The 17,646-nt window shown below is 61.0% G+C and carries 12 protein-coding genes and 1 pseudogene; 12 read left to right on the top strand and 1 reads right to left on the bottom strand.

Annotated features, from left to right (window positions below; all coding sequences use genetic code 11):
* The first annotated feature begins 13 nt into the window (after positions 1 to 13).
* The 9 genes and pseudogenes from ABNT42_RS15465 to ABNT42_RS15425 form a co-directional block, all read left to right on the top strand.
* Positions 14 to 382: a response regulator gene (locus ABNT42_RS15465; protein ID WP_348698421.1), complete on the top strand. Its 369-nt coding sequence runs from the start codon at positions 14 to 16 to the stop codon at positions 380 to 382.
* A 16-nt stretch (positions 383 to 398) separates the two neighbouring features.
* Entirely contained in the window at positions 399 to 1,571 is a 1,173-nt protein-coding gene (locus ABNT42_RS15460) for a methyl-accepting chemotaxis protein (RefSeq protein WP_348698419.1), read from the top strand.
* Positions 1,572 to 1,578: 7 nt separating this feature from the next.
* Positions 1,579 to 2,367: an ATP-binding protein gene (locus ABNT42_RS15455; protein ID WP_348698417.1), complete on the top strand. Its 789-nt coding sequence runs from the start codon at positions 1,579 to 1,581 to the stop codon at positions 2,365 to 2,367.
* 4 nt (positions 2,368 to 2,371) lie between these two features.
* Complete coding sequence (locus ABNT42_RS15450) at positions 2,372 to 2,749, top strand: response regulator (RefSeq protein WP_348698415.1); 378 nt, start codon at positions 2,372 to 2,374, stop codon at positions 2,747 to 2,749.
* A gap of 17 nt (positions 2,750 to 2,766) precedes the next feature.
* Positions 2,767 to 3,519 carry a ParA family protein gene (locus ABNT42_RS15445; protein ID WP_348698413.1) on the top strand — a complete coding sequence of 251 codons (753 nt, stop codon included), beginning with the start codon at positions 2,767 to 2,769 and terminating at the stop codon, positions 3,517 to 3,519.
* A 72-nt stretch (positions 3,520 to 3,591) separates the two neighbouring features.
* Complete coding sequence (locus ABNT42_RS15440) at positions 3,592 to 3,921, top strand: hypothetical protein (protein ID WP_348698411.1); 330 nt, start codon at positions 3,592 to 3,594, stop codon at positions 3,919 to 3,921.
* A gap of 91 nt (positions 3,922 to 4,012) precedes the next feature.
* The gene (locus ABNT42_RS15435) at positions 4,013 to 6,145 is read left to right on the top strand and encodes a TonB-dependent siderophore receptor (RefSeq protein WP_348698409.1); all 2,133 of its coding nucleotides are present in this window, start codon (positions 4,013 to 4,015) and stop codon (positions 6,143 to 6,145) included.
* Between the two features lie 11 nt (positions 6,146 to 6,156).
* Positions 6,157 to 7,311 carry a heparan-alpha-glucosaminide N-acetyltransferase domain-containing protein gene (locus ABNT42_RS15430; RefSeq protein ID WP_348698407.1) on the top strand — a complete coding sequence of 385 codons (1,155 nt, stop codon included), beginning with the start codon at positions 6,157 to 6,159 and terminating at the stop codon, positions 7,309 to 7,311.
* A 91-nt stretch (positions 7,312 to 7,402) separates the two neighbouring features.
* Positions 7,403 to 7,582, top strand: a pseudogene (locus ABNT42_RS15425) (IS256 family transposase); the annotation flags it as partial.
* A 246-nt stretch (positions 7,583 to 7,828) separates the two neighbouring features.
* Here the strand turns inward: ABNT42_RS15425 and ABNT42_RS15420 are convergent.
* Positions 7,829 to 10,132: a DUF4214 domain-containing protein gene (locus ABNT42_RS15420; RefSeq protein ID WP_348698405.1), complete on the bottom strand. Its 2,304-nt coding sequence runs from the start codon at positions 10,130 to 10,132 to the stop codon at positions 7,829 to 7,831.
* A 325-nt stretch (positions 10,133 to 10,457) separates the two neighbouring features.
* Between ABNT42_RS15420 and ABNT42_RS15415 the strand changes: the two genes are divergently transcribed.
* The 3 genes from ABNT42_RS15415 (at position 10,458) to ABNT42_RS15405 (ending at position 17,613) form a co-directional block, all read left to right on the top strand.
* Positions 10,458 to 13,049, top strand: a complete 2,592-nt coding sequence (locus tag ABNT42_RS15415; protein WP_348698404.1) for a bifunctional aconitate hydratase 2/2-methylisocitrate dehydratase — start codon at positions 10,458 to 10,460, stop codon at positions 13,047 to 13,049.
* A 164-nt stretch (positions 13,050 to 13,213) separates the two neighbouring features.
* Positions 13,214 to 16,417 carry a diguanylate cyclase gene (locus ABNT42_RS15410; protein ID WP_348698863.1) on the top strand — a complete coding sequence of 1,068 codons (3,204 nt, stop codon included), beginning with the start codon at positions 13,214 to 13,216 and terminating at the stop codon, positions 16,415 to 16,417.
* A gap of 68 nt (positions 16,418 to 16,485) precedes the next feature.
* Positions 16,486 to 17,613 carry an acyltransferase gene (locus tag ABNT42_RS15405; protein WP_348698402.1) on the top strand — a complete coding sequence of 376 codons (1,128 nt, stop codon included), beginning with the start codon at positions 16,486 to 16,488 and terminating at the stop codon, positions 17,611 to 17,613.
* Positions 17,614 to 17,646 lie beyond the last annotated feature (33 nt).

Genomic DNA, 17,646 nt, shown 5'->3' with positions numbered 1-17,646 from the left:
AAGGAGAGTAGCAATGGCTAAGACCATTTTTCTGATCGACGATTCGGCCGTGATGCGTTCCAGCGTCAAGCAAAACCTTGAAATGGCCGGCTTTAAAGTGGAAACGGCGATCGATGGTGCCGATGGTGTGGCCCGCCTGAAGGGCGGTATGCGGCCGGATCTGATCATTACCGATATCAATATGCCCAATATGGATGGTATCGAGTTCATCCGTCATGCCCGTCAGGTGGTGCGTTTTACGCCGATACTGGTGCTGACGACGGAGAACCAGACCACCAAGCGGGATGAGGCCAAGAAACTTGGCGCGACGGGCTGGCTGGTCAAGCCAGTGGGTGGCAATGACCTGCTGAAAGTTGTTAAGCAGGTTGTACCGGGCGCATAGCAGGCAGGGAGGCAGCGTGAAGTCGACTAAACATCTGCATGAACGGGTCAAGTACGAGTTGCTGCTGTTGCAGCGGCAGATACTGATCCTGATCGCGGTGCTGAGTGTATCGTTCGGCATCGCGCTGGAAGTGACTCATCCGGATGAGCCACTGCTGTTGCTGGCGCCCTTGGCCGCGGGCTTGCTGGGGCTGGGGACGACCCGTTTCATGGTGGGGCGCACGCTGGCCCATCTGCGCGCGCTGAAGGTGCAGACCGGTACGGTCGAACATCTGATGCTGGGTGTGGTGGAGGTGGACCGCGCCATGAGCCCCAGCATGGATGCCATCGTCGGCGATACCGATCATGCGGCGCACCGGATCGTCGACCGGGTCGGCGCGCTGGCCATGACTGCCCATAAACTGGTGGATTATCTGAATCAGGCCAGACTGGGCTCGGATGACATGGGCCAGTCGGTAGCGGCGCGCTCCGCCCAGACTAGTCAGCTGGTGGCGCAGTTGCGCGACCGGCTGGAATCGGACAGCCAGAAAATCCAGAGCCTGATGGGCAGTCTGCAGGCCATGATCGCCAAGGTTGGGCAGATCAGCGAGATCGCCCAGAAGACCAATATTCTCGCCATCAATGCCGCCATCGAAGCCGCGCGGGCTGGCGAAGCGGGACGGGGCTTTGCCGTGGTGGCATCGGAAGTGCGCTCGCTGGCGCAGGGCGTGGCGGCGGTGGCCAATGAAATCGGCGGCACCATGCAGAGTGCCCGTGCCGTGCTGGAAGAGGGCGGCAGCCGCAGTGAACATAAGGCAGCGCAGGAACATTCGGCCAACAGCGTGCTGGATAATGTGCGCCAGCTGTCGGAAAGCTATATGGACACCCAGCAGTTCTACAAGACGGTGATGATGGTGATGACCGAGTACAACACCGATCTGGCCACCGATCTGTCCGATGTGCTGGGTGATATCCAGTTTCAGGATGTGGTGCGGCAGACCATAGAGCGGGTGCAGGGCATGCTGGACCAGCGTATCGGTCTGCTCAACGAGATGGCCGATCTGGTCAGCCATGACGGCGCCAATAGCGAGCGGGCAGCCGAAATTTCGCGCCAGCTGGACGGGCTGGCCAACGCCTATCTGACGGCAGAGCAGACCCACCAGCGTCAGGATGCCGAGCAGGATGGTGCACCCCGGATAGAACTGTTCTGAGGTGAACATGACGGCACTTTTCAGTCCGCCCAATTTCGCAGCTGCACCGACGGCTGCAGCGTCTATCCTAGAGTGCGGAGCGCAGCCGAGCGATGCCGCGCAGGGGGCCAGACTGGAAGCGCTGGGGATGTTGGCGGCCGGCATGGCGCATGACTGCAACACCCTGCTAGGCAGCATCCTGTGCTACACCGATATGGCCGACGACCTGATGCCGCCGGCCGGCCACGCATATCTGCAGCAGGTCCGGCTGGCCTGCCGGCAGGCCAGCCAGTTGCTGGGACGTGTGCTGGATTTCGCCGCGCAGCATGACGGCGCAATGCAGGTGTTGCCGGTAGCGGCTGCGGTGCAGCAGGCGCTGCAGCTGGTGCGGCCGATGCTGGGGCCGCGTATCAGCCTGAGTTTCGATAATCGATTGCCGCAGGCCGGCGTGCTGGCGCAGGACGGCATGCTGCAACAGATCGTGCTCAATCTTTCCATCAATGCGGCGCAGGCCATGGCCGCCGGCGGCCAGCTGCAGGTGACGCTGCAAGCGAGCGCAGCGCGCGCCGGCCAGCTGGAACTGGTAGTGGCCGACAACGGCTGCGGCATGTCGCCGCAGGTGCAGGCGCGCATCTTCGAAGCGTTTTTCAGTACGCGCGGAGCGCAGGGCAGCGGTCTGGGGCTGGCAGTAGTGCACGATCTGGTTCAGCGCCTGCGAGGAGAGATCGTGGTGCATAGCCGCAGCACGGGCAGCGATTGCGGCACCCGCTTCTGTATCTATTTGCCGATTGCGGCAGAACCACTAGTCGAGGAGTGACATTATGGCCCACATCCTGATCGTTGAAGATGATGAACAGTTCCGCCAGATGCTGGCCAATCTGCTGGCGGCCGACCAGCACCGTGTCAGCACGGCAGCCGACGGCGTGCAGGCAATGGACGCGCTGAAGCGGGTCCGCCCTGATCTGGTGATTACCGATATTCTGATGCCCAATAAAGATGGCATCGAATTTGTGATGGACGTAAAACGCCAGCTCGATCCGCCGCCAGTGATTGCCATTTCCGGCGGGCGCCGTTCGATTTCGGCCGAATTCAATCTGAAGTCTGCCAACCTGATGGGCGTGAACGCGATCCTGCCCAAGCCTTTCGGGCGCGATGATCTGCGCCGGCTGGTGCAGCAGACGCTAGAAGGCGTGGCTTGACGGGGCCGCATCTACGCATGCATACACTGGTCATCTCCAACCGCAAAGGCGGCACCGCCAAAACCACGGTGGCACTGAATCTGGCCGCCGAACTGGCAGGCCGTGGCCAGCGCGTGCTGCTGCTGGATCTGGATACGCAAGGCCATTGCGGAGTAGGGCTGGGCGTGCCGCCCCCTGCGGCGGAGCAGACCGTGCATCATCTGTTCGAAAATCCTGCAGCCACGCTGGGTGGCGTCATCCGTGCCAGCGCCGAGCCTATGCTGTGGCTGGCACCGGCCAATCCGCTGTTCGACCACGGTGCCGGCAGCCGCGATCCGCTGCGGCTGCGGCGCGCCATCGACGCCGAGGGACTGGCCCGGCACTACGACTATATCGTGATCGATACCCCGCCGTCGCTCGACAATCTGCTGACCAACGCGCTGATGGCCGGCACCCGCGTGCTGGTGCCGTATGTGCCGCACCACCTGTCCTACGAAGGCATACGCCAGCTAGTGCGGGTACTGTTTCCCATCATGAGCGGGCCCAACCGTGCGCTCAAGGTGCTGGGCTTTGTGCCCACCATGGCATCCGACAGCATGCGCGTGCACCGTGCCGTGAATGCCGCTACGGCCGGCGATTTTGGTGCGAGCAAGCTACTGCCCGCTATCCACAATGACATCCGGCTGGCCGAAGCCATGAGCCGGGGACAGCCGATACGCCGTTTCGCACCGACCAGCCGTGGCGCGCGCGACTTTGGCTTGCTGGCGGACGAGGTACTGCGTCGCCTGTAGTACAGCGCGCGGCCGCACACATGGCCCGATAGTTTGCTATCATCACGCCCGTTGCAAATCGGAAGTGTATTGATGCCAGCTCTCTCAACGTCCCTGCTATTGCCTGCTGCGCGTAAGCGTAGCTGGTGGCGCTCGGCCGTTGCGGCACTGGCGGCCCTGAGCTTCCTGCTGCTGGTGACGGCTTCCGTCAGCCACGTCCACAAGAGTTCTTCCACCATCCATGATTGCGCGGTCTGTGCGGTTGTCGCCGACCAGCTGGCTGATCCACCGGCACCAGTGTTGCTGGTGGCGCAGACGGCACTGACCTTGCGTTATGTATTGCCGCTGCCAGTGGCGTGCGTGCTGCGCAGTGCGGTGCGCTGGCTGCCGCCCGGGCGCGGTCCGCCGTCACGTTCTGTCTAGTTGTTCCAGTTCCATCTTCGATCTGTGCAGACGGCGCCGTTAGGCGCGCGCCTGTGCTGAGCGTTCACTAGTTCACTATTCAGAGGTCTCTATGCATCAGCCTAGCAAGCTGGGCCAGCTCGCGCTTGCCCTGTCGATTTCCTATGTCTTTAACCCGTCGCTGGCGACCCGTGCCGCCAATCTAGCGTCCACACTGGATGGCAGCGCGGACGCGCCGCAAGTCCAAGTGTCGGCCCAGCGCCAGAATTACCGTGCGCTCGACGCTACCGGTGCCAGTAAAACCGATACTGCGCTGCTGGACTTGCCGCAAAGCGTGCGTGTGCTGACGGCCGATCTGCTGGCCGATGCTGGCGTGAGCAATCTGTCCGATGCGCTCGAACTGGCCAGCGGCTTCAGCCGCCAGAGCAATCTGGGTGGCCTGTGGGATAGTTACGCCGTGCGTGGCTTCACGGGCGACCCCAATTTCGGCTCCGACTATCTGGTCAATGGCTTCAGTTCCAGCCGCGGCTACAATGGCGTGCGCGACATGGCGAGCACGGCCAGCATGGAAGTGCTGAAGGGGCCGGCGTCGGCCCTGTATGGCCGTGGCGAACCGGGCGGCACGGTGAATATCCGCACCAAGAAGCCCCGCTTCGAACCCGCCTACGGGCTCGATCTGGCGCTAGGCAGCTACGCGACGGGCCGTGCCGGCGTCGACCTGACGGGGCCCGTGAGTGAAACGCTGGCCTATCGCTTCAATGGCGCGGCCCAGCAGGGCGACAGCTTCCGCGATACGGGCACCAGCCGGCATAGTCTGGCCTCCGCTTCGCTGCTGTGGCTGCCAGATGCCGATACCCGCGTCGAATATGAACTGGAGCAGGCGCGCCAGCGCACACCGTTCGACCGTGGTGTGCTGGCAATAAATGGCCAGCTGGGCGGCGTAGCGCGCGAGCGTTTTCTGGGTGAACCATCGGATGGCCCCGTGCGCATCGATAGCCTCGGACATCAGCTGTTTATCGAGCACAGTCTCAGCGATGACTGGAAGCTGCAGGCCGGGCTGTCCTACCGCGATAGCGCGCTGTACGGCTATTCGACCGAGGCCAGCAGCCTGCTGGCTGATGGCCGAACCTTGCGCCGTCAACGCCGCCTGCGCGACTTTTCCGCTACCGATCGCTCCGGTCGTGTCGAACTGGTGGGCCACCTTGCGACCGCCGGCCTCAGCCACACAGTGCTGCTGGGTGTCGATGCCTATCGTTTCGATGACCGCCGGGTACAGCTGCGGCGTAATCCCTCGGCCGCCTATCCCTACGCTATCGACATCTATCAGCCTGTATATGGCGGCAAGGCCGATGCGCTGGCACTGTCCATCGATACGCTGGAACAGCAGCGCGCCCATGCGGTCTACCTACAGGATCAGCTGGACCTGAGCCAGCGCTGGAAAGCCCTGTTCGGGCTGCGGCGCGATGGCTACACCCAGACGGTGCAGAACTTCCGCACTGCCAGCCGCAACCAGCAGACGCTGAGTGCGCTTAGCCCCCGCGCCGGACTGGTGTATCAGCCGCTGCCGCAAATATCGCTATATGCCAGCGTGGCACGGGGCTTCCGGCCGAACAGCGGCATCAGCATCGATAACCGCGCGTTTCCGGCCGAGCAGAGCAAGTCCTACGAGACGGGCGCCAAGCTGGAATCGGCCGATGGCCGCCTGAGTGGCACGCTGGCGCTGTATCACATCACCAAGCAGAACGTGCTGACCACCAACCCGCTGAATACCGACTACGCGCTGCCAGCAGGGGAAATGGCCAGTCAGGGCGTGGAGCTGGATGTGGCGGGCGAGTTGCGGCGCGGGCTGCGCCTGTCGGCCAGCTATGCCTACACGGATGCGCATGTCACGCGTGGCGACCAGCTGATTACCACGGGTAGCCGCTTCCCTAATGTAGCGCGGCACAGTGCCAATCTGCTGCTGTCACAGACAGGCACTGTGCTGGCCCGGCCGGCCACGCTGGGCGCTGGCCTCAACTATGTGGGCGCGCGGCCCGGCGATGTAGCCTTCAGCAGCGCGTTCATGCTGCCGGCCTATACCACCGTCAAATTGCTGGCTGACTGGTCGCCTAGTAAAGCGTTGAAGTTCACGCTCAATATCGACAATCTGCTGGATTGCCAGTACTACGCCAGTTCCTACAGCCAGCTGTGGGTGGCGCCGGGTACAGCGCGCACGGCCAGCCTCAAGCTGCATTACCAGTTCTAAGGGAGGCGACGATGCAGAACTCCCTTCAGGTACAAAGTCAGCGGATCGCTACCATCGACGTGCTGCGCGGCCTAGTCATGGCGCTGATGCTGGTTGACCACGTGCGCGAATCCTTCTTTGCCCACCATCCCGTAGCCGACCCGATGGCGCTTGCCAGCACACCGCCGGCACTGTTCTTCACCCGCATGGCGGCGCATTTCTGCGCGCCCGTGTTCGTCTTTCTGACAGGGCTATCGGCCTGGCTGTATGCCCATCCTGCCAGCGGGCCGCGTGATGCCAGCGGTTTTCTGCTCAAACGGGGGCTGCTGCTGGTACTGCTGGAGCTGACGCTGGTGAACTTTGCGTGGTACGGCCAGTGGCCGCCCGCCACCTTCTACCTGCAGGTGATCTGGGTGATCGGGCTGGCCATGCTGGCGCTGGCCGCGCTGCATCGATTGCCACTGCGCTGGCTGGCGGCAGGCGGTGCGCTGATCGTCTGTGGCCATAATGCTGTCAGCGGTTTGCGGCTGGCACCGGATGATGCCGGCTACGCCTTGTGGACGCTGCTGCTACAACGGGGCTATCTACTGGCCGATGGCGCCCTACAGATCAAGGTCAGCTACCCATTGCTGCCATGGATAGGCGTGATACTGCTCGGCTACGCTGCCGGTCCGCTGTATGCCGCCAGCATGCCGGCCCAGCGCCGGCGCCAGTTGCTGACATTGGCAGGCGCGCTAGCCTTGCTTACACTGGTGCTACTACGTGGCAGCAATCTGTATGGTGAAGCGCAGCCATGGGGGCAGGGCGCAGATGCGCTCTCGACGCTGATGTCCATGCTGAACTTCAGCAAATATCCGCCCTCGCTGGACTATCTGCTGCTGACGCTGGGCGGGGCAGCCTTGCTGGCGGCTGCGCTGGAAGGCCACGCGCATGCCCTCACGCGCTACTTTGCCACGCTCGGTTCGGCGCCCATGTTCTTCTATCTGCTGCACTTGCTGGTGCTGCTGCTACTGCAAAAGCTGCTGGTGCTGCAACTGGGGCCGAATCACGGTAGTCGCTGGGGGCTGGAGAGTGTCTGGCAACTGTGGTTATTGGCATTGCTGCTGTTGCTGGCGCTATACCCGCTATGTGCCCGCTTCGCTACCTACAAGCGTCGTAGCCCCCAAGCCTGGCTGCGCTATTTCTGATGCGCGCTTGGGTTCCGCACTCCGCGTCGTGCTGCACTGGATAGGCATGCGCACAGCGCGGTGGCGGTGGATTAGCGTACTCTGGCGATAGTTACTGGCCCAAGTTCAGAACAAGGATGCCGAGTCGATCCTCGGCGAGGCCGGCCTTGCTGGCCAGCTCAAGAAGATGCTGGCCGAGCGGAGGCTGGCGGCCGAACTGGCTCACCACTTGGCCAACGAAGGCAAGTCCATCAAGAATCACAGGCATGGGACCACACCCAAGAAAGTGATAGAGGAAGTGACGCAATGGCAGCAGCTTCCCCGAGGCCATTTACAGCTTTGGCGGTGTCACCGGCAACGCTGCCGTGCGTAATGCCTTGCAGGCGGCCGGTGTGAATCCCGATAGTCAGGTGACCAAGGATGCCATGCGGATGATACAGGGGCAGCCGCCTACAAAATCCACACTGCTTGAAAAGCCGGTCGCCGGGAAAAAGGATGAGTGACCGCCACGGAGTGATTCTGACTCCTTGGCGGTGTACTATCGGCTGGTAACCTGCATCGTAATAATGGTGCGCATATTATCGGGATCATCTGAAGTATTGAACATATCCCAGCTATATTGGCCTTTTTGCCTTGGGGCACCCTGAGTATCGAGAGCGATTCTGAATTCGTACTGTACGGCCATACTCTGACCAGGCCGTAAGGTGGCGTGCATAGCCCCGCCGGAGCTCTCCACTTCGAATTCAGGCCACTGGAGTATGCGTCCGTCCGAGAAAACCTGCAGCCACTCTGTGAAGATGGTGAAGTCTTCGCTGGGACCAGCTTTATACTTTGCACTACTATTCTCCGCCTTATAACCCATGTGGCGGGGCGTTAGGGCTAAACGCAAATGAAGATCGGCGTCACCGCGATTGGAGTAGGTGATTACCTTCCGAATTATCGTGCCATTGACGGAATCCGGTAGCGTTAGGTTCAGTGCGACCGTACCGCTATTGTAGTGCAGGCCATCGATCACCAGTTTCGGTTGCTTACCAACCAATGCGCTACGCATCGTAATATATGGGTCGCCCTGAATACTGTCGTAAGTCCCCTCCATCACGCCGTATAGCGCTTCAGCGAAAGTTGCCCCTTGCCGTAACAAGGGGAATTCGGATCTGATACGGTTGTCCATGTAGTCACTGCTGAGACCTCCTTCCACGGTGCTTCCGCGGGTCAATAGTGCATTGCCCTGCATTAGCAGTCGGTTGCCGACGGAATTCTCTGTCAGGAAGTCTTGTGTGCCAGCAGAAATGACAGGGATATATTTCGCCTTGATAAGGCTTGTGCCGAGATCTGCCGGACGCCAGCTTGTGATGTCGCTGGTATTCGTATTATTGAGTTTGCCGGGCCCTTCGAAAGTAATGCGCTCGGCCTGACCACTTAGGTTGACCCCGCATACTTCGTAGTTATTGCTGATGCAGCCAACAAATCTCGACAATAACTGCGCGCTATTCCCGCTATTCACGTAAGAGAAACTCCCCGGGGAATACATGTTTTGAGCGGCAACTGCCGCAGCCAGCCCCTGCTGCGTAGCCATCTGACTTCCGCCCCACAGGGCATCGACAAAAGCAACTTGGCGGTTCCAGCCGGTGTTCGCCTTGCTACTATTGCGGTGATAAGCGGTCATCTGGTCGAGTTTTTTAGCTACTTCGTCGATCTCGGTCTCATAAGTTCCGCCCCGGAGTATTGATATGACTAAGCCGTTTTTGCATTTCAGATCCGCTACGGCAAAGCTGTAGGAGGCCAGTACGCCAGCTTCATCAACCGCGAGATCGGGGCAGTCCAGCAGACGATACGGATCGATGGCAGGTTTGCCATCATATGTCGGCACAGGCACCATGCCAATTAACATGGCGCTGTGGTAGCCACGCAGCTGGTCGCGAATTCTGGGAACAGTGTTTTCGGCGGTTGCGATGGTCACACTCCATTTTCGCCCACCAGGATGTATGCTGTTAAGGTCTGTAACGAGCGCTGCGGCGAGTTGCTGCAGACGTTCGCCGTTGTAATTTTGTTGTGCTGCACTGGCGAGGAGCAGTATGCGGTGGTCTTCTGTCGCGACTTCCTGATAACTTCCACGTGCCAGATCAGTAAGGCGCTGCACGATATCGCTGATTGCAGCTTTGCTGGCAGTTGGCTGATCTGCCATGGCTGGCACACTACGTAGTAATGCGCGTAGCATGAGGGCAGGAAGCTGGCCCGCATAAATTGCCGGGTCTGCGGAACTTTCCAGTGTTGAAGTAAATAGCTTGGCGAGACTGATTTTGCGATTCAATAGTTCAGCGTCGCTGCCAACGGCGCCTGCCATGATGGATAGCAAAGCATGTTGGGGAGTGATAAGTCCTTTGTCCAAAGCACGATTCCAGAAATCTAGACCAGCTCGATCCGGCTGACGCGAGAACAGGTTTTCGTAGAAAGCGGCTATGAAGCCAAAAGTCAGAGCGCTACCCTTGTAATAGAGTTCGTTCGACTCAACGCTATTGGCGAAGCTGTCTAGCAGTTCGCGCACCGCCGGGTCGTTTGCGTAGGAGCTATACAGCCCGCTTACTGTTTCGGGCGCGTTGGCGCGATGGTAAGCATGGGTATAGAAGGCCAGACCAGCGGGATCGGCCGGTCGACCGAAATAGCCTAGATAGAGTCGTTGTACCAGATCTTCGTAACGAGCGTCGTCTGCGTCTATGCGGGCTGCAGCGGCATGCAGGTGGCTGACGGTCCGCTCAGTGGGGAGCGGTTTAGTATCACCGCCACAGGAAACTAGCAACAGGAGCAGGACTGTCGACAGTGTAGAAAAAATTAGCTTGCTCATCGCGTCAGCAACTAGTAAAAAACCAATCTTATCTCGAACATAACTTTTGGGTTGTGTTTCCCGGAACTAATTGTTTGTCTTTGTTGTTATTTGTGCACGTGGATTGGTGCTACGAATAATGCAGATTGAGCTTTCCGTTGGATGCGGACAGGTGCAAAATACTGTAGGGGACGCTTGCTATGGCCGCGGTAGCGGGGGTTTTGTGGCAAAATGTGCCTGCTGTCTCCTATTATATGTCTTATATAAGACTTGTTGAGGTACAATAGTAACCAGAGTCGGCGGAGTCGCTCCGCTTCCCTGCAATCAACCTGAATGAGAGTTCTCCATGTTAGCTGCCTACCGCACCCACGTCGCTGAACGTGCCTCCCTTGGTATTCCACCGCTGCCGCTGTCGGCCGCCCAGACCACGGACCTGGTCGAACTCCTGAAGAATCCGCCTGCTGGCGAAGAACAATTCCTGGTCGATCTGATCACCAACCGCGTGCCTGCCGGTGTGGATGATGCGGCCAAAGTCAAATGCGCATTCCTGTCGGCTGTGGCCAAAGGCACGGAAACCTCGCCGCTGGTGTCGCGCGAACTGGCAACCCGTCTGCTGGGCACCATGCTGGGCGGCTTCAACATCAAGCCGATGATCGACCTGCTGGACGACGCCGTGGTAGGCGACGTGGCAGCCGAAGGTCTGAAAAAGACCCTGCTGATGTTCGATTACTTCCATGACGTGAAAGAACTGGCCGACAAGGGCAGTGCGCGCGCCAAGGCCGTGATCCAGTCGTGGGCCGACGCCGAGTGGTTCACCTCGCGTCCAGAAGTTCCACAGAGCATGACTCTGACCGTGTTCAAAGTGTCGGGCGAAACCAACACCGACGATCTGTCGCCTGCCCCTGACGCGACCACCCGTCCGGATATCCCTATGCACGCGCTGGCGATGCTGAAGAACCCGCGTCCAGGCATCAACCCTGAAGAGCCGGGCAAAGTCGGCCCGATCAAGCAGATCGAAGCGCTGAAAGCCAAAGGCAATCTGGTCGCCTACGTGGGTGACGTGGTCGGTACCGGTTCGTCGCGTAAATCGGCCACCAACTCGGTGCTGTGGTTCACCGGCGAAGACATTCCATTCATCCCGAACAAGCGTTTCGGCGGCGTCTGCCTCGGCACCAAGATCGCTCCTATCTTCTACAACACCATGGAAGATGCCGGTGCACTGCCGATCGAACTGGACGTGTCGCAAATGGACATGGGCGACGTGATCGAACTGCGTCCGTTCGAAGGCAAAGCCCTGAAGAACGGCGCTGTCATTGCTGAATTCAAAGTCAAATCGGACGTGCTGTTTGACGAAGTACGCGCCGGTGGCCGTATTCCGCTGATCATCGGCCGTGGCCTGACCGCGAAAGCGCGTGAAGCACTGGGCCTGCCAGCTTCGACCCTGTTCCGTCTGCCACAAGACCCGACCGACAGCGGCCGCGGCTTCTCGCTGGCACAGAAAATGGTTGGCCGTGCTTGCGGTCTGCCAGAAGGCAAGGGTATCCGTCCGGGCACCTACTGCGAACCGAAGATGACCACCGTGGGCTCGCAAGATACCACCGGCCCGATGACCCGCGACGAGCTGAAAGATCTGGCTTGCCTGGGCTTCTCGGCTGACATGGTCATGCAATCGTTCTGCCACACTGCGGCCTATCCGAAAGTGGTGGACGTGAAGATGCACCGCGAACTGCCTACCTTTATCGAAAACCGTGGCGGCGTGGCGCTGCGTCCGGGCGACGGCGTGATCCACTCGTGGCTGAACCGTCTGCTGCTGCCGGACACCGTCGGTACCGGCGGCGACTCGCACACCCGTTTCCCTATCGGTATTTCGTTCCCGGCTGGTTCCGGTCTGGTAGCGTTTGCTGCGGCCACCGGCGTGATGCCGCTGGATATGCCTGAATCGGTGCTGGTACGCTTCAAAGGCGCGATGCAGCCGGGCGTCACCCTGCGCGATCTGGTCAATGCGATTCCGCTGTACGCGATCCGTCAGGGTCTGCTGACCGTGGACAAGAAGGGCAAGAAGAACATCTTCTCCGGCCGTATTCTGGAAATCGAAGGTCTGCCACAGCTGAAAGTGGAGCAGGCATTCGAACTGTCCGACGCGTCGGCCGAACGTTCGGCTGCCGGTTGCACCGTGCATCTGGATAAAGAGCCTATCATCGAGTACATGACCTCGAACATCACCCTGATGAAGTGGATGATCGCCACCGGCTATCAGGACAAGCGTACGCTGGAACGCCGTATTCAGGCCATGGAAGCCTGGCTGGCCAAGCCGGAACTGCTGTCGCCGGATGCCGACGCCGAATACGCTGCCGTGATCGAGATCGATCTGGCCGACATCCACGAGCCTATCGTGGCCTGCCCGAACGATCCGGACGACGTGAAAACGCTGGCCGACGTGGCTGGTGCCAAGATCGACGACGTTTTCGTGGGTTCGTGCATGACCAACATCGGTCACTTCCGCGCTGCGTCGAAAGTGCTGGAAGGTAAGTCGGATATCCCGGTCCGTCTGTGGATCGCGCCACCAACCAAGATGGATGCGCAAGTGCTGACGGCCGAAGGCCACTACGGCACGCTGGGCCGCACCGGCGCCCGTATGGAAATGCCGGGCTGCTCGCTGTGCATGGGTAACCAGGCACAGATCCGCAAGGGTGCGACCGTGATGTCGACCTCGACCCGTAACTTCCCTAACCGTCTGGGTCTGGAGACCAATGTGTATCTGGGTTCGGCCGAACTGGCTGCGGTGTGCTCGGCACTGGGCCGCATCCCGACCAAGGAAGAATACATGTCGCAGATCGGCGTGATCGACAAGAACGCCTCGCAGATCTATCGCTACATGAACTTCGATCAGATCGAAGAATTCCGTAGCGTGGCCGACACGGTCGCCATCAGCAAGTAATTGCCGGCATCTAGGACAGCCCCCCCGTGCTGTCCCGAACAGCCCGCCCGCTCTCCGAGCGTGCGGGCTGTTTTTATTTCTGCTGATTGCGGGCTTGAAACTACTGGACGCTCATGACGTGTAATATGTGGTGTATGCAATTAGCGCGAAGAGCAAACTTGGATATGCGAAAATCGCTGGGCGGCGCTTGCCGGGCTGCACTGGCGCTGGCCGCCTGCGCGCGGCACTTGTTGCTTTGTACGCTGCAACTACTGGCGCTGCTGGCCCTGCCGCCCCTGGCTGCGGCCAGCACCTGGCCGCAGGCGGAGATCCGCTTTATTCCGGCGCCCACCGGCGATGCCATACCGGATGGGGTGGTGACGGCGCTGGCGCAGGATGAACAGGGCTATATCTGGGCCGGTGGCCCCACCGGGCTGGCACGTTTCGACGGTTACCGCTTCCAGCGTTTCGGCTTGCGTAGTGATGGGGCCAGTGCCGAAAAGATGGGTTTCGTTACTGCCATCGTACCAGCGGGCACCAATCGGCTGTGGGCCGGACTGGTAACGGTCGGTCTGGCCGAAGTGGATACCGCGAGCGGCTATGCACGTTTTTACCAGCATGATCCGGCCCAGCCCGATACCCTCACGCAAGGCGTGGTGCGGGCGCTGGCACGTGATGCGCAGGGCGGCTTGTGGATTGCGACATCGGGCGGCGGGATCGACTATCTGGCGCCCCGTAGCCAGCAGTTCCGCCACTGGCGCGGCACAGCGGCGGGGCTGCCGAGCGACTGGATGTTCGCCCTGCTGGTGGATCAGCAGGGCAATGTCTGGGCGGGCGGGCGTCAGGGACTGGTGCGTAAAAGCGCTCAGAGTGAGCGCTTTGAAACCGTCAGCGCTACCCAGCAGCTGCTGGCGCAGGATACCGTCACCCTGTTGTATCAGGATCAGGCCGGGCTGGTCTGGGTGGGGACCCAGAATGGCCTTCTGCTGACGCTCGACCCCGTCCATGGCACGCTGCGCCAGCTTGGCCCGGATGGCAGCGAACCTGCCGGTCCGGTCAATGCCATGCTGGCGGCCGATGCCCATACCGTGTGGATAGGACGGGGCAACGGTATTGAAGTGCGCGAGCTGCGCAGCGGTGCATTGCAGCAGCGGCTGACGCACCGGCGTGATCAGCCGCATTCGCTGCCCGGCAATGATGTGCGGGGGCTAGTACGCGACGCTTCCGGTGTGCTGTTCGTGGGCGAGTTCGGTGGCGGTGTGCAGCGCTATGTACCGGCTCTGCCGGGTATTAGCGTGCTGATGCCGGATGCCAGTGACCCGCAGGCCGATATCAGTGTGCGCAGTGTGTTGCAATTGGCCAACGGCGAAGTCTGGCTGGGCCGCTCCGCAGGCGGTGTGAGCATACTCGATAGCAGCTTGCGTCCGAGCGGCCATCTGGCGCTGCCGCAGCGCCGTAGCGGCACGCAGACGGCGGCCAGTCCGGTCACGGCGCTGGCCCAGAGCAGCAGTGGCCAGGTCTGGCTGGGTGCCGACTATGCACTGTACCAGTTCGACGCGGCGCGGCGCCTGCTGCGCAGCTATGACACTGGGGGCGGCAAAGTGCGTCGCCTGCTGTTCGAGACGGATGGTAGCTTGCTGGTGGCCACTCAGGATGGCCTGTTGCGGCTCGCGGCGGGTAGTACCACGCTGCAGCCGCTGCAACTGACGCAAGGCGGTCCCTTGCGCGGCTATGTCGATGCTCTGGATCGGGCGCCGGATGGGCGTATCTGGGTGGGCGGCGTGGATGGCGTGTACTGGCGCGCGGCTGACGGCGGCGCACTGCACAAATTGCAGTCCTATCCGGACCCGCAGGCGGCCGGCTGGTCGGTCAAAGGCTTGCTGTATGCCGCTGGCGGCTACTGGTGCGAGACGGATAATGGCCTATACCGGATCGACCGCATCGAGGCCGAGCGCGCCCGCTATACGCTGGCCATTCCCGTCCGGGCAGGTAGCCGGCGCAGCATCGGTGCCAATCTGCTGGCCGATGCGCAGGGCAGAATCTGGTCGCATCGCGGGATCTATCAGCCTGCAAACGGTAAATTCTATGAATTTAGTGCGGCCGACGGGGTGGATTTCGGCACCGGCTGGTTCCGCTCCTACGCCGCGTTGCGCGATGGTCGCATGCTGTTTGGTGGCAGCGCCGGCCTGCTGCTACTCGATACCAGCCGCTATGTGGCGTGGGCCTACCAGCCGCCTGTGGTGCTGAGCCGGGTGCGCATTGCAGGGCAGCAGGTGGTGCCCGCGCAGCAGGGAGCACTACAGATAGGGGGAACACAGCGCTCCTTGCGGGTCGAGTTTGCCGCACTCGATTACAGTAATCCGGAAGGCTTGCGCTATCGCTACCAGTTGCAGGGTTATGATGAGGAGTGGCGCGAAACCGATGCGGCGCTGCGCGTGGCCAGCTATGACCAGCTGCCGCCCGGCGATTACACGCTGCAAGTACAGGGCAGTAACCGCAATGGCGAGTGGAGTCCGCGCCACGCAAGCCTGTCCGTTCAGGTCTTGCCCCTATGGTGGGAACGCTGGTGGGCGCGCAGTCTGCTGGGCTTGCTCATGATTGCGGCGGTACTGGGCTTGCTGCAATGGCGTACTGGCCAGTTACAGCGCCGCAAGCAGATGCTGGAACGCAGCGTCAGCGAGCGCACGGCTGAACTGTTGCAGATGTCGGCTGCACTGGAAGCCAAGAGCGTAGCACTGGAAGAGGCCAGCCGGACGGATCCTCTGACGGGCCTGCATAACCGCCGCTTCCTGACCGAGCATATCGATCGCGATGTGGCGCTGGCGCTGCGCCGTTACGACGCACAAGTACCGGATGATGATAGCGATCTGATTTTCTTCCTGATCGATATCGACCACTTCAAGTCCGTCAATGACCAGTACGGCCATGCCGCGGGCGATGCAGTGCTGCAGCAGATGCGTGCACGCCTGCTATCGATCTTCCGCGACAGCGACTATCTGATACGCTGGGGTGGCGAGGAGTTCCTCGTGGTAGCCCGTGCGACCCGGCGTAGCAGGGCCAGCGAGCTGGCCGAACGGGCCCGTGCGGCAGTGGCCGGCGAGAATTTTCAGCTGCCCGATGGCAGCACGCTGGCGCGCAGCTGTTCTATTGGCTATGCCTGTTTCCCGCTGTGCGCCAGTGCACCGCAAGCGCTAGGCTGGCCCGAGCTGATTGAAATTGCCGATGCCGCGCTCTACCACGTCAAACATCACGGACGTGATGGCTGGTGTGGTGTGAGTGGCGTGCAGGACATGACGGCCAGCCAGTTGGCGGCCATGGTGCGGCAGGAGTTCGGTGTATGGCAGGCCAGTCCCGAGGTGGTATGGCAAGCTTCCACGCGCCTGAACTGAGCCAGATCGCCCCCGGTTTCCTGTTTGACAAGTTATAATGTTTTATCAAAATAACATTTTTAACTTTTATGCAGCAAGTCGCGAAGCCGCAAGTGCAGCAATACCGGCTGGAATGGGTGCAGGCTTTGCGGGCTGTCGCCTGTCTGGGCGTCGTGTTCACCCATGCGCGCTATTTTCTGTTCGGTACGCCCGAATGGCCGGTGGCCGAGCACTGGCTGACGCTAGGCGCCGCCGGAGTCGATCTATTTTTTGTTATCAGCGGCTTCATCATGGCTTACACCACGGCGGGGCAGGGGCGGGCCGAGGTAGGCAGTTTCCTGCGCCGGCGTCTGCTGCGCGTATGGCCGCCGCTGGCCGTGATGGTGCTGGTGTGGGCGTTCACGATGAATGGCGGGCTGGCGGCGCTGAAGGCGGCCGGCAGCAATGGCCTGCTCAGAACTTTGCTGTTGGTGCCCGCCAATAGCCATGTGCCGCCCTATTTCGAGATGTTCCTGCCGGTGGCGTGGACCCTGGTGTTCGAGGTGTATTTCTACGCCGTGTTTGCCGTCTCCATGTGCTTCCAGCGCTGGCGCTGGCTGGTGCTGCATGCGCTGATCGTCGGCGGCGTGCTGCTCGATCCTGCCGCATGGCTGGGCTGGAGCATGAGCCCGCAGCATGATGCCGGCCTGCGCCCCGCCATGCTGAACGTGGCCAGTAATCCGCTGGTGCTGGAATTCCTGTTCGGGGTGTGGGCCGCATGGCTGTACCGTAGCCCGTGGTGCCTGACCTCCCGGCGGCTGTGCTGGCATCTGCTGTTATTGGTGGTGGCCGCCGGCAGCTGGTACAGTCTGGCGCGCTACTGGAGCTTCCACGGACCGCTGGGCTGGGGACTGTATGCGGGCGCGCTGGTGCTGACCTTGGCGCTGGTCAGCAAAACCCTGCAGCTACGTGTGCCGCCTGTGCTGCTGTGGCTGGGCAGCATTTCTTATTCGCTCTACCTGACCCATACCTGCACCCAGCAGCTATTGATACGCTATGTCGAGGCGCAGGGCTGGAGCGCGCATAGCTGGGATTTTGTCTGGTGCTCGACGGCGATCTGCCTGATTGTCGCGTACGGCTTTTATGAACTGGTGGAGCAGCGGCTGGTGCAGGGTTTGCGCCATCTACCGGCGCGATTTGCTGGCGTAGCAGGCCGCACCAGTGATAATTTGATCTAGGTCAAGGAAAACGAGCTTTACTACAGGCAATGT

Origin of the sequence: Duganella fentianensis (genome assembly GCF_964031615.1) — a bacterium.
Taxonomy (GTDB): Bacteria; Pseudomonadota; Gammaproteobacteria; order Burkholderiales; family Burkholderiaceae_D; genus Rugamonas; species Rugamonas fentianensis_A.
This window is presented reverse-complemented; position numbering and strand designations above follow the sequence as displayed.

Coding starts and splice junctions, on each gene's coding strand:
- ABNT42_RS15465 (WP_348698421.1), top strand. CDS start 14: ATGGCTAAGACCATTTTTCTGATCGACGATTCGGCCGTGATGCGTTCC.
- ABNT42_RS15455 (WP_348698417.1), top strand. CDS start 1,579: ATGACGGCACTTTTCAGTCCGCCCAATTTCGCAGCTGCACCGACGGCT.
- ABNT42_RS15450 (WP_348698415.1), top strand. CDS start 2,372: ATGGCCCACATCCTGATCGTTGAAGATGATGAACAGTTCCGCCAGATG.
- ABNT42_RS15445 (WP_348698413.1), top strand. CDS start 2,767: ATGCATACACTGGTCATCTCCAACCGCAAAGGCGGCACCGCCAAAACC.
- ABNT42_RS15440 (WP_348698411.1), top strand. CDS start 3,592: ATGCCAGCTCTCTCAACGTCCCTGCTATTGCCTGCTGCGCGTAAGCGT.
- ABNT42_RS15435 (WP_348698409.1), top strand. CDS start 4,013: ATGCATCAGCCTAGCAAGCTGGGCCAGCTCGCGCTTGCCCTGTCGATT.
- ABNT42_RS15430 (WP_348698407.1), top strand. CDS start 6,157: ATGCAGAACTCCCTTCAGGTACAAAGTCAGCGGATCGCTACCATCGAC.
- ABNT42_RS15420 (WP_348698405.1), bottom strand. CDS start 10,132: ATGAGCAAGCTAATTTTTTCTACACTGTCGACAGTCCTGCTCCTGTTG.
- ABNT42_RS15415 (WP_348698404.1), top strand. CDS start 10,458: ATGTTAGCTGCCTACCGCACCCACGTCGCTGAACGTGCCTCCCTTGGT.
- ABNT42_RS15410 (WP_348698863.1), top strand. CDS start 13,214: ATGCGAAAATCGCTGGGCGGCGCTTGCCGGGCTGCACTGGCGCTGGCC.
- ABNT42_RS15405 (WP_348698402.1), top strand. CDS start 16,486: ATGCAGCAAGTCGCGAAGCCGCAAGTGCAGCAATACCGGCTGGAATGG.